The organism is Cytobacillus sp. Bac17, assembly GCF_024519925.1.
Classification (GTDB): domain Bacteria; phylum Bacillota; class Bacilli; order Bacillales; family Cytobacillaceae; genus Cytobacillus; species Cytobacillus pseudoceanisediminis.
Genome location: NZ_JALJRC010000042.1, coordinates 22,780 through 33,872 on the forward strand (window position 1 = coordinate 22,780; position 11,093 = coordinate 33,872).

13 protein-coding genes are annotated in these 11,093 nt (G+C 41.2%); 3 read left to right on the plus strand and 10 right to left on the minus strand.

Going from position 1 to position 11,093, the window contains the following annotated elements:
* Positions 1–112: 112 nt before the first annotated feature.
* From NR125_RS26475 to NR125_RS26500, 6 genes are all read right to left on the minus strand, one after another.
* Positions 113–814 (minus strand): GntR family transcriptional regulator, encoded by a 702-nt coding sequence (locus NR125_RS26475; protein WP_192908837.1) that lies wholly within the window; start codon positions 812–814, stop codon positions 113–115.
* A 140-nt stretch (positions 815–954) separates the two neighbouring features.
* Complete coding sequence (locus tag NR125_RS26480) at positions 955–1,590, minus strand: DapH/DapD/GlmU-related protein (RefSeq protein WP_034296792.1); 636 nt, start codon at positions 1,588–1,590, stop codon at positions 955–957.
* Between the two features lie 32 nt (positions 1,591–1,622).
* Positions 1,623–2,489 (minus strand): PHP domain-containing protein, encoded by an 867-nt coding sequence (locus tag NR125_RS26485; RefSeq protein ID WP_256816469.1) that lies wholly within the window; start codon positions 2,487–2,489, stop codon positions 1,623–1,625.
* Between the two features lie 307 nt (positions 2,490–2,796).
* A complete protein-coding gene (locus tag NR125_RS26490) occupies positions 2,797–2,979 on the minus strand; it encodes a twin-arginine translocase TatA/TatE family subunit (protein ID WP_009333778.1) in 183 nt (60 codons plus the stop codon).
* A gap of 40 nt (positions 2,980–3,019) precedes the next feature.
* Complete coding sequence (locus NR125_RS26495; RefSeq protein ID WP_256816471.1) at positions 3,020–4,423, minus strand: metallophosphoesterase; 1,404 nt, start codon at positions 4,421–4,423, stop codon at positions 3,020–3,022.
* A 75-nt stretch (positions 4,424–4,498) separates the two neighbouring features.
* The gene (locus tag NR125_RS26500) at positions 4,499–5,701 is read right to left on the minus strand and encodes a metallophosphoesterase family protein (protein WP_217025564.1); all 1,203 of its coding nucleotides are present in this window, start codon (positions 5,699–5,701) and stop codon (positions 4,499–4,501) included.
* A 309-nt stretch (positions 5,702–6,010) separates the two neighbouring features.
* Between NR125_RS26500 and NR125_RS26505 the strand changes: the two genes are divergently transcribed.
* A complete protein-coding gene (locus NR125_RS26505; protein WP_192908840.1) occupies positions 6,011–6,802 on the plus strand; it encodes a DeoR/GlpR family DNA-binding transcription regulator in 792 nt (263 codons plus the stop codon).
* Positions 6,803–6,853: 51 nt separating this feature from the next.
* Here NR125_RS26505 and NR125_RS26510 read toward each other — a convergent pair whose 3' ends face one another.
* Entirely contained in the window at positions 6,854–7,042 is a 189-nt protein-coding gene (locus NR125_RS26510) for a hypothetical protein (RefSeq protein ID WP_226280742.1), read from the minus strand.
* A gap of 129 nt (positions 7,043–7,171) precedes the next feature.
* Between NR125_RS26510 and NR125_RS26515 the strand changes: the two genes are divergently transcribed.
* A complete protein-coding gene (locus NR125_RS26515) occupies positions 7,172–7,330 on the plus strand; it encodes a hypothetical protein (protein WP_009333774.1) in 159 nt (52 codons plus the stop codon).
* 51 nt (positions 7,331–7,381) lie between these two features.
* Here NR125_RS26515 and NR125_RS26520 read toward each other — a convergent pair whose 3' ends face one another.
* Together NR125_RS26520 and NR125_RS26525 are read right to left on the minus strand one after the other, a co-directional pair.
* Positions 7,382–8,353 (minus strand): HD domain-containing protein, encoded by a 972-nt coding sequence (locus NR125_RS26520; protein ID WP_192908843.1) that lies wholly within the window; start codon positions 8,351–8,353, stop codon positions 7,382–7,384.
* Between the two features lie 83 nt (positions 8,354–8,436).
* Entirely contained in the window at positions 8,437–9,153 is a 717-nt protein-coding gene (locus NR125_RS26525; protein ID WP_217025562.1) for a YwaF family protein, read from the minus strand.
* A 156-nt stretch (positions 9,154–9,309) separates the two neighbouring features.
* Between NR125_RS26525 and NR125_RS26530 the strand changes: the two genes are divergently transcribed.
* Positions 9,310–9,693 carry a hypothetical protein gene (locus NR125_RS26530; RefSeq protein ID WP_192908845.1) on the plus strand — a complete coding sequence of 128 codons (384 nt, stop codon included), beginning with the start codon at positions 9,310–9,312 and terminating at the stop codon, positions 9,691–9,693.
* A 221-nt stretch (positions 9,694–9,914) separates the two neighbouring features.
* Here NR125_RS26530 and NR125_RS26535 read toward each other — a convergent pair whose 3' ends face one another.
* Complete coding sequence (locus tag NR125_RS26535) at positions 9,915–10,757, minus strand: STAS domain-containing protein (RefSeq protein ID WP_192908846.1); 843 nt, start codon at positions 10,755–10,757, stop codon at positions 9,915–9,917.
* Between the last annotated feature and the right edge of the window lie 336 nt (positions 10,758–11,093).

Consider the following 11,093-nt stretch of genomic DNA (forward strand, 5'->3'; position numbering starts at 1 on the left):
CCATCTGTTTTTGTTCTGCATCTTAAATCTATCTTGTTGCCAAGCTGGCGGATGTTAAAGAAGTGTAAATTATGTAAGAGTTTTATTAACCTGATCTATCTCCAAAGCCAAATTAAATTAAGTAAGTAAAGCAATCGCTCCTATATTTGATTCTTGAGGCTTCCAATACTGTTCCCGTCTCCTTGTCCTTACAGAGGGACTCCAGAAGCAGAAGCGGAATCAAGCTCGAGCATTGCAGGATTTTCCGTTCAGATTCATTCGGGAAAACCACACTCAGCTGACTTTGGCCCGAAGTGAATTCTTTATAGCCATGCGTTTTGTAATAATGAAAAATAGAGGTAATTCCTGGTCCATCCCTATCAATTTGCGGAAAAACTGATTTGGCTGCATAAGATGTATGCAAGGCAATCGGGCAGCCGTCCACGATTCTTAATCTGGAAATTTTATAGACTTCATCCTGCTTATTGACCTTTAACGAATGATAGATATCAGATTCATAGGGGATCTTTTCAAAGCAAACATTCTCCGACCTGAAGTCATACCCATGCTCATTCATCTTTTCACTAAAGCTGATATCTCCTGTCAAAATCAGCGGAATCTGCTGTTTCCTATTTTGGACATAGCTGCCCCTTCCCTGCTTTGAAAAAATGAACCCCAGATCCTGCAATTGTTCATATGCTTTCCGTACAACCATCCTTGGTATCCCATATTGATCTGCAAGCTCATTCTCAGAAGGAAGTTTTTCATTTGGTTTATACATCCCTTCCTTTATTTGGGTAATCAGCTCGTCTACCAGCAGCATTTTTTCACTCATACAGTCAGCCCCTTTCGGAATCCGGAAACAATTTAAGTCTAAAGAAAGAGTTTATATGGAGAGTTACATGAATGTAATGTTTTTATAAAAAATGAAAATGACCCAATCCTTTTAGTGACTGGGTCTTGTAAGGCTATGTTTTAGCTCCCAAATTTCCTGATGAAAGCTTCCGTATCGTTTAATTCATCAAAATGGGCTTCCAGCTTTTCTCGTGGCCAATCCCACCAGGCAATCTCAAGCAGCTTTGCAGCTGTTTTTTCAGTGAACCTTCTTTTCAACGGCTTAGCGGGCACGCCGGCTGCAATCGTATAGGGGTCAACATCCTTTGTAACGACTGCCCCGGACCCGATGACCGATCCCGTGCCGATTTCAACGCCCTTCATGATGATGGCACCGTGTCCAATCCATACATCATGGCCAATTTTGACCCGATTGGTTCGGCGCCAATCAAAAAATTCATGATCGTCCTGATTGCCAAAACCATAATCGACTTTCCGATAGGTCATATGGTGCTGCGTCACCCGGTCCATCGGATGCTGAACGGGATTAATGCATGCATGAGAAGCAATGGAACAGAACTTGCCGATTTCAGCATAGTTGACTGTCACATCATCCATTGTATAAGTGTAGTCGCCAAATTTTGATTCGATAATTTTGTTTCTTTCTCCGATTGACGTCCATTCTCCCGCATAGCTGTCAATGATGAAGCTGGAATGATGTACAGCAGGTGAAACAGAGAGCTTTTCATCCTTTTTTGGTTTATAAATCATTGACATGTGCAAATCCCACCCCTTTTTAAATGTACTGCCTATAATCGCTGGCTTTTCAGTCTCTGCCGTCTTGCAGCTAATTCATGCACTCTCTCCACCCCCGGAGACATGCAGCCCAGCACAACCTCTTTCTCACCATAAGCACCATGAAAGTCGGAGCCTCCAGTCATGGTTAATCCATATTGTATGGCCAATTTCCTTGCCATTTCTTCATGCTGTTTATTATGAAGGGGGTGCCAGACTTCTATCCCCTGCAGGCCGGCTTCAACCAGCTCAGGCACTTTTTCAAAATTTCCATATTGGCCAGGGTGGGCAAGTACCGGCACACCGCCTGCTTCAAGAATTGCCTCAACAGCAAGCCTCGCATCCACATATTCCATCGGGATAAAAGCCACTCCTTTCGATTCTCCATTTTGACCGCGGCCAAATAATTTTTTGTATTGGGAACCATATATAGAATCTGCATATCCAGTTTCAATAAGAGCTTCCATGATATGCTGCTTATAAACTCCCGTTCCACCCGCAGAAAGCTCCAGACAGCGGTCCCATGTAATGCTGTAGCCTGCTGATATCAGCCTTTGAACCATTTCAAACGAAAGCTTATGCCTCCGCTCAATGATCGGCTGGCACAGCGTTTCAATTGCCTTATGCCCAGGTTCGATAAAATAGCCCAGAATGTGGACCCGGCGTGCCCTGTCAAAATCAAAAGCAGAAATTTCAATACCAGGGATCACCTCCACTCCATACCTCTTTCCTCGCTCAATTGCTTCCTGCAGCCCTTTTGTAGTGTCATGGTTCGTAATGGCCAAATGTGAAACCTCATTGGCAATGGCCAGATTCAATACCTCATCAATTGATAGCTGGCAATCAGAAATATTTGTATGGCAATGCAGCTCTGCTTTCATCTCCATTCCTCCCATTTGCAGCCTTTTTTACTAGAATAACTTGGTGCCAAGCCAGATAGGTTAACGGGATGTAAATTTCTGTTAAGAGTTTGTAATTCCTATTATGATTTTCAGTTTAGTGGATTCTGCCTTAGTAAAAGCCCCGCATTAAAGCAACCGACCGATATATTGGAAAAGTGACCGATATATTCAATTTCTGACCGATAATCTACCGAAAGTGGCCGATATTCCCATTTGGAAGACAGCTTTTTTCATAAAAATCTTCACGAAAAAGGGCCAACTCCAAAAAAGTCGGCCCATTTCTGCTTTATGATTTCGTTTTGCTGCTGTCTTCCTGGTTCTCTGACAGCAATTCTTTTGTTGAGCTTTTAAATTCCCTCAATGTCGAGCCGAATGCTCGGCCAATTTCCGGCAGCTTCGATGGACCGAAAATGATAAGTGCGATAACTAATACTAATATTAGTCCAGGTATACCTATATTTTGCAGCATGTTCATCCCTCCTGCTGAGTATTGTTACTAACCGTCTTAATTAAACGGTTTCTGCGGCAGCCAATGTTTTCGTCTTCCCTAAAGCTTTTAAAGGCCTCTTACATACATTCCCATAAGCATCCAGTGCATGCACCTCAATTTGATAGGCTGTATTGGCCTCTAATCCTTCAATTGTTAACGTCAAGGGGTTTGGCACAGGATCTTTATAGAATTCCGAGAAAGCAAGAAATTCCTTCACAACTTTCTCTGAATTTGCATGTCTTGCCACTACCTTGTAGTCATGAACCAGCAGGTCATCCTTGGCCTGGGTAAACATAATGGCCATGCCAGTGGCTGATGCCATTTCATGATTAATGGAAAGCATCGCATCTTTTGTAAAAAAAGGTGCCTGCTTATCTCTGTCTTCTGTGTATGAAAATTTCCGCTTATTTGCCGGATAGTTTATTTCAAATGGCTCACCTGTCCAATCATTATGATGAATATCGCGTCGCCTGATCAGCACCTTATTATTATGTACCTCTACAATTAATGCCTGATTCAGGACATCTGCACCCTCAGGCACTTCCCCTTGAATTCTGCCGGCATCCAGCCACAAATAAGCGCCAGTTGAGGTTCCAATTGAAGTAAAATCCTTCTGGTGAATGATTCTCGGGTCATCAAGAGGATAGTGCGTATGACCGGAAAATGAGATGACTTGCGGATATTCCTTTAAAGTGTTGTAAAAAAGGTCTCTATTTTGAGTAAAGCCCCATTCGCTTCCATAGACCGTCCCTTTAATCGGCTGATGGTGAAAGACAAAAATTGGCTTTTTCCAATCATCTTCATGAGCAATCTTCAGCTGCTCACCCAGCCAATTAATTTGTTCAACGGAGAATGTGCCCTCTGTTAATCCATCTTCTGTTCCCAGAATAATAAAATGGTAGCCTTTGATTACCTTGTGATAGCAGATAGATTCCATGCCTGTTTTTGTTAGGAATCGCTTCTGTGCATCTGCTGCTGATAAGCCATTCCAATAGTCATGATTCCCTATGGCAAACATGGAGACGGCACCCGGCTGTTTGTGGGCATTATAAGCTGACATAAACTTATCGAATTCGGCTTCATATCCATAATCTGTTAAATCTCCCACAACCAAAAAAGCATCCTGCTCCGGAACAGCCTTATTTAGCTGTTCTAAAGTTGTTATAAACTTTTCAAGTGTTTTATTGCTGCTGGTATGGATATGAATGTCACTAATAACCGGGAAAACTAAATCCGGTTTGCCAGCAGAATTCATAATCGAAGCAGAAGAGGCAGCACTTGCTGTAATTAAATTAAGAGAGTTAGCAAGAGATAATCCAATTGTTGCACTGGCAGCTAAGGTAGTCTTCTGCAAAAAAGCACGGCGATCCATTTCTTTTTTAAATATATTTCCATCTCTTTGTCCAGTCCGAGTATCATTCATGATTAATAAACTCCTTCTCCAATTTTTCCATACTCCTCTTAACGTCCCTTATTAACTTCGTTGGCCTGTTTTAGCCTATTCTTTCTCCAGCGGCAGCGGATCAATGCTCTGGTCGTTGGCTGTTAAATCAATACCGAAGTCTTTGGCAAAAACCATATGGGTATCTGCTAAAACACCTTCATGATTTTCATCTAAATTAAACACTCTCGCTCCCCGAAGTCTGTTTCTGTCGGGCCCTGAAAGACCGTAAGTGCCAAAGCCGGTATTCCCGGCATATCCGAGCAGAATTCCATAGTAGTTGCCGCAATATGTATTAATATGATCATGGCCGCAGAATACGCCTTTCACATCCCCTCTATCCAGCATGGCTGTAAACAAGCCGCTGTTGATTGGGCCGGGGCACTCATCTTCATTCCGCTCTCCATTGATTTGATGCCTGGCCACAGCCAAATCATGCCCGGCCTGTGTTCTGCCGTCCACACTGCCCCACCACATAAAACGGTGCTCCCATAGAGGAATATGAATGAATACAAGAGAAGGCACTTTATAGCCATAACGCTTTTCTATTGCTTTGGATCTTTCATAATACCAATTAACCTGATTAAATCGCAGCCAATCCCATGTTGGATAGCCCTTGAAATCCTGGCCGGCGATCGTTTGAGGGGCATATCTGCCGCTGTCTAAAAGCCAGAGATTAAATGCTGCCTTATTCCCTCTGGATTTTTTGATTAATAGATTCATATTTCCTGTTCCTGTAAGGCCTTTTTGTCCAGGTGTGTTCATATTATGCTTGTATTTCATATAGAACTTGAGCATACCGCTCTCATCCATGCCGCTCTTTGGAGATGAGTCCTCATCATGATTTCCAAACGTAGCCGCCCAGCGGATTCCCCTTTTTTCCATTGGCTGGACGACATTATTCATGGCTTGCTTCATTTCTAATTCTGTATCACACCCGCCTGTTATATTGTCACCATTTAAAACGACAAAATCAGGCTTCTCTGAATCAAGCACCTTTTCCATCAGCTGTATGGTCCGTCTGTCGATCCTTTCATCATCCTGAGTATCATTAAATTGGACAACTTTAAATTTCCCATTCGAATTGAAGGAAAGCCTTGGCCCTTCCAGCTTTTCACTTATCTCTTCCGCTTGAACCCTGCTTTCGAATAAGTCTCCAGGCAAGCCTGCAGCTGCCATAGTTAAAGCCAGTGTCCCTGCTCCTCCCGCTTTAATAAATGCCCTTCTGTCCATTCCTTTGCTTTCATTTTCTTTCATCATCCTTACCTCCATGAATTGATAAAAAATTCCCCTACGGTTAAAATCCTAGAGTAAATCTATTAAAGAAGTATTAATATCAATAGATTGTTTAGTAAAGAAAACAAAGGCAAAAAGATAAACAAAAATATGATTTTCAATTTTCATCTGAGATTAATAGGAAGGAAGAATGAAATTCGGGACTTTCCTCTCTTTGTATTCTTTTGTTTTCATTTCTGTTTTTAAACTTTTATATAAATTAATATTTTTGACCTCAATTTTTAAAACTTCAGCCCTATAATGATCCATAAGATGAAAACGGGGGGACCAATAATGAAAAAAGGGTTCGTTGCGGAAAGGCACAGGAGGATTATCAGGGAATTAGAATTAACAAATAAAGTGAGTGTAGCGGATCTCTCCAGAAAATTAAGTGTAACGCCAGAAACAATCCGGAGTGACTTGAGACGGCTTGAGAAGGGAAACAAATTGCGAAGAATTCATGGAGGAGCCATATGCTATTTTGGCTTAGAGAAGGAGCAGCAATTAAATAAAAGGATTGTTGTAAGCCTTCCCATCAAAAAGAAAATTGGTGAAGCCGCAGCAAGCTTTATTTCCGATGGAGAAACAATTGTTTTGGATGTCGGCTCCACAACTCTTCATATTGCCGGTTCGATTGAAAATGTTGAGAACGTAACGATCGTAACCAATTCACTGGCTGCCGCAGAAATATTAAATACAAGAATGGAAAATAAACTGTTCAATGGCAGGGTCATTCTGATTGGCGGGACCGTGAATCCTCTGCAGCGCTCAACCTCAGGTTCACTAACTAATCAGATGCTGGAACACTTTTATTTTGACAAGGCCTTTATCTCCTGTGGAGGAATGAACCGCGAAGGGATATGCGATTATAATATTGATGAAGCTGCTGCCTCTGCTATCATGATAAAAAGATCTAAACAGGTTTATGTGGCAGCCGATTCCTCAAAACTGAATCAAAGGGCATTTTTCCATATCAGCCCTTTTTCGGCTATTGATTTTGTCATTACTGATGCGGATTTGCCGCAGAATTGGCCGGAGGAGGAAATCAAGTTCAATGGGCTAAAATGGGTAAAAGTCTATACATAAAATGAAACAGAACTCTCAGGCCACTGTTAGACGGAGTGACTGAGAGTTCTCTTAAAAGAGGCCAAATGCAAAGATAACAGTTAGAACGATCATACACATCATTTTTGTATAGCGAATGGCCCCTTCCGATTTCTCTGGCTCTTCCTTATACATCCACCACTTTCCCCACAGCAGGCTTTCTTCCGGATCGAAATAACTCCAGATCTGCACCCAGAATACAGGAATAAATAAGATAAACATCAATTGAAATCTGCCATTTATCAGCCCCTTCGCTATCATTTTATGTTGGTTTCATCTCTATCCGGATTGTTTATTTCCTTCTAAAACGGAAACATTAGTAACATACAGGAGAAAAGGGAGGCAAATGATATGAGTGAAAAAACTCCACAGGATGTTAACCGTATTCAGGAAGAAGCTCAAAAGCAGGATCGGGAAGCGCAGAAAGCACAGGAAGTTGTTGAAGATGCCATTTCCAAAATGACTCCGCAGCGGCAGTATGAAAAAGAAAAGGAACAGAATAAACGATAAAAATAGGAAAAGCCTTATTCCTGCCCGGATGCAGTGATAAGGCTTCCTTCATTATTGAATTTTTATGTACACACCTTCCATGGCTTTTTCATATGCATTTTGTCCACTGTTATTAACATCATCTGACAGGCTGGATGCCCTGATGAGCTTGCTGTTAATCAAAACGGAAGGATCTATCAATCTGATTTTCCCTTTGAAATGAATATCGTAGTCTAACTTGTTTTCTTCTGCGGTGACCTTATGATCAATTTTCTCAAGCAGACCCTTCACTTCCTGATCCCCTGATTCCCTTATTTTAACTAATACCTCTTCATCTTTGCCAAGAAGATCACCCAAATGAAGAATTTCTTTTTCCAGAGATCTTTTCAGGACCTTTGCAAGAGATTCATTTGCATAAATATTTAAGGGTTCCATGAAGAAATCAATGACTTCTTTATAATAAGTTTTTACAAACCACTCAGCTGCCTGCAGGTCAGAAATATAAATTCGGCCGTCAACAACGATCAGATTCTTCAGAAAGCTGTGTGCCTCATTTAAAGAAATATAACCGTATCGGTACATGTCCCTCAACGTGTAGTCCAGCCGGTCCGCACAAAGTTCGGGTGCGGGCTGTTCTAATAATGTCCATTGTGAATCCTCAAAAAGGATACTTTCATAATCAAGATGATGCCTTTTCAAAATGGCCGGGATCTCAGATTCAAGGACAACACGCTCAAAAATATGTTCATGATAATCTTCTGCTTCATTTTCCAAGACTCCATCAACCACATGGGAAAAGGCAGTATGAGAAACATCATGAAGCAAACCGGCAATCTGCTCTTCCACAGAACCGCCCAGTTTCCTTATTAACAGCATCACGCCTAATGAATGTTCGTACCTCGTGACATTCCATTTTTCATTGACAAGGTAGCCCGCTCCGCCCTGGTGTACACCCTTTAACCTTTCCACCGGCCTGCTGTTGATTAATTCTTCCAGCACTTGTTCAAGCTTGTATTCTCCATATAACTCGTCTTTAATCAGCATAAATCCTCCTGCTTTGATAAATCTGTACCTACATTATATATGTTTCAAAGAGAAAAGCCTTAATCCCGGCAGGAATAAGGCTTTCATTTTCCGCGGACCCTTTTTTGTTCCGCTGACTGCAAGTAATGCATCGGTAAATAGGTAATAAAAAAGACTATCAGCGCAGCAGCTTCAAGTGCTGCATAGTACCAGACACCGTTCCCGAAAAACGACAGCAGGGTTTTAGTTTCTGTCGGGCTGGCCAAATAAAAGAAATTTGTACTAAGCATCATATTCAAAAAGAAGATTGGAACCGCAATGACATTGAGTGTTAAAAAGCCTTTCAGCACTGCTTTTTTTGGCACCCTGTACCCTTCAAACAAAATAAAATATAATACGGCAAGCGGAATGGCTGAATGATGAAGAAAGTATTTGATGTAGCGGTAATGAGGAAATTGGTAAACCATATCAGGTGTCACCATGCTTAAAATTGGAGGTATTGCACCAATAAAATAAAGCAGCCAAAAAGCCTTTTTATCAGGCTTCAAAAACAAGTAAAGAGCAATGAAAGTGCTCAAAGAGCAAAGCTGGAGCGGCAGATCTGCCACATCCCACTGATTTGTAAGAACCAGCCATATATGATGCGTCACTTCACAAGCCAGCAAAGCACCAAACAGCGACCATTTTATGATTTTCTGATAGGCCCTAAGTGCCTGCCTGTAATACACAAGCCACCAGGCGGTAAAAAAGAAAAGAAACAGTGTAACAAGGTGCATAACCGAAAACATTTCAAATCCCTGCATACCCGATACCGAAAACATGATGTCATCCCCCCTCAATAGGCAGTGAAGTGCTGTTTGATTCATTCTATTCACAGTGAGGAAAATAAACACGGTTAATATGCGGAAAAACCGGATTTTATGCCCGCCAAATGGAAAATTATGTTAACCTTTTAGTATAAGGTGCAGGGGGATGGAATGAGTTTTAAGTCTCCTCTTTTTATCATTAACCTCATTGCTTTACTTGGTTTAATCTTTTTCCTCTGGATAGCCGGCTTCTTCGGAATCTGGAAACATGAAATAAAGGATATATCGGAAGATGCTGGGGATATTTTTGCTCAAGCCTATCCTGTTGTAAAAATAAATTTTGAAAAAACTGAGGGAAAAGTTATTTATGAGGAAGATAACAATAAGATTTATGTTTCAGAGGTATTTATCGACACATATTCAAATTATCAAGTGATTTTTAGCTCCATTGGCAGCTATAATTTCAGCGGGGCGACACTGGTTTCCGGAATTGAACACGCCAGACAAAATAAAGGAGATACAGATATACTGCAGGTGCAGCTTATCAGGGTATAACATTTGAACTATTTCCTGCGTGCTCAGGCCCTTTAAGGATACAAGGATGCGGATGACTTCAGTTTCTATATACGCTTCAGATGTTGATTCCGAAAATGAAGAGACTGTTGAGATTACTCTTTCAAACCTTTATATCAATTATTGGGCACGAAAACCCAATTTATGAAACCAAAAAATAGCAGAGTAAATTCATTTTGAATTACTCTGCTATTTTTCTATGCTCACCCATGCAGTTCTTCAAAAGCCTGATACACATTGGCTTTAACCTGAATGCCATTCAGCTTAATGCCGAGCGTGACTATCGTCTGGGCCACTTCCGGACGGATACCGGTAATAATCGTTTTAACTCCAATCAGCGAGAGTGCCTCAATTACTTTAAACAGCTGATCTGCCACCATCGTATCAACAATCATCACGCCTGAAATGTCTAAAATTAAATGCGACAGCTTCAGGTTCGCAGACTGTTTTAATGTTTCTTCCATCAGAAGCTGCGCTCTCTCTGTATCAATGTTTCCAATTAGCGGCAGGATGCCAACTCCTTTTGAAAGAGGAACGACAGGGACGGATAACTCAAGAAAAGCCTGCTTTGCATTTTCGAGTGTTACCTGATGGTATTTGACATAAGACATGCTGAAGCAATGGATGGAATGATCCAGCAGGGGATCTATAAAATAGATAACCTTAAAAACCTCTGCTGCCGGCATCTCAAGCTCCATCATAGCTTCCTCTAAAGATTTCCAGATATGTTTCCGATAATAACCCGCATCTTTTAAAGCTTCATCCAAAGGGATTCCAAGCTTAAATAAATTTCCCCCTGTTTCCTTGCACCATTTTTCTATCTTTTCCATCGTTTTATTTTTATTATCATGGTTCAGCAATGCTTCACCGAACAATCCAATAAACTCAGCACGAATCTGAATAATCTGCGCTTCCATTTTGTCAGCCTGCATTCTCTCCATTTCCGTCATCTCGACACCGCTCATTCGATCCTTACGCAGGTTTTTGGCTATCATATCTTTCTCTCTTAAAATCTTTTCCCCTAAAAGACACATCTGTTTACTCATGTTCTCCCCCTATAGTACTTAGATTTAATCCATTAAGAATGGGTCCGCTTCATCCTAAACATATCTCAATACCCGTGCGAGTTTTGGAATAAACCTCTGACTTTAAAATTATTTAAGTTAATTGAGGAAGAATGGTGAATAACTGCCAGTTTCGTTTTGCTTTCCCCTTTTTCGTCGTTATTCATTTCGATAACTACCATTTTAGCTGAGCATTCCGCTTTTGGTCGTTATTCTCTTTGATTAACTACCACTTTCGTTGAGCATTCCGTTTTTCGTCGTTATTCGCTCTGATTAACTACCAGTTTCCTTGAGCATTCCGCTTTTTCGTCGTTATTC

What these genes read in the sequence shown, in the direction of transcription:
- NR125_RS26475 (WP_192908837.1), bottom strand. Translation starts at nt 814, where the DNA reads ATGAGTGAAAAAATGCTGCTGGTAGACGAGCTGATTACCCAAATAAAG.
- NR125_RS26480 (WP_034296792.1), bottom strand. Translation starts at nt 1,590, where the DNA reads ATGTCAATGATTTATAAACCAAAAAAGGATGAAAAGCTCTCTGTTTCA.
- NR125_RS26485 (WP_256816469.1), bottom strand. Translation starts at nt 2,489, where the DNA reads ATGAAAGCAGAGCTGCATTGCCATACAAATATTTCTGATTGCCAGCTA.
- NR125_RS26490 (WP_009333778.1), bottom strand. Translation starts at nt 2,979, where the DNA reads ATGCTGCAAAATATAGGTATACCTGGACTAATATTAGTATTAGTTATC.
- NR125_RS26495 (WP_256816471.1), bottom strand. Translation starts at nt 4,423, where the DNA reads ATGAATGATACTCGGACTGGACAAAGAGATGGAAATATATTTAAAAAA.
- NR125_RS26500 (WP_217025564.1), bottom strand. Translation starts at nt 5,701, where the DNA reads ATGATGAAAGAAAATGAAAGCAAAGGAATGGACAGAAGGGCATTTATT.
- NR125_RS26505 (WP_192908840.1), top strand. Translation starts at nt 6,011, where the DNA reads ATGAAAAAAGGGTTCGTTGCGGAAAGGCACAGGAGGATTATCAGGGAA.
- NR125_RS26510 (WP_226280742.1), bottom strand. Translation starts at nt 7,042, where the DNA reads ATGTTTATCTTATTTATTCCTGTATTCTGGGTGCAGATCTGGAGTTAT.
- NR125_RS26515 (WP_009333774.1), top strand. Translation starts at nt 7,172, where the DNA reads ATGAGTGAAAAAACTCCACAGGATGTTAACCGTATTCAGGAAGAAGCT.
- NR125_RS26520 (WP_192908843.1), bottom strand. Translation starts at nt 8,353, where the DNA reads ATGCTGATTAAAGACGAGTTATATGGAGAATACAAGCTTGAACAAGTG.
- NR125_RS26525 (WP_217025562.1), bottom strand. Translation starts at nt 9,153, where the DNA reads ATGTTTTCGGTATCGGGTATGCAGGGATTTGAAATGTTTTCGGTTATG.
- NR125_RS26530 (WP_192908845.1), top strand. Translation starts at nt 9,310, where the DNA reads ATGAGTTTTAAGTCTCCTCTTTTTATCATTAACCTCATTGCTTTACTT.
- NR125_RS26535 (WP_192908846.1), bottom strand. Translation starts at nt 10,757, where the DNA reads ATGAGTAAACAGATGTGTCTTTTAGGGGAAAAGATTTTAAGAGAGAAA.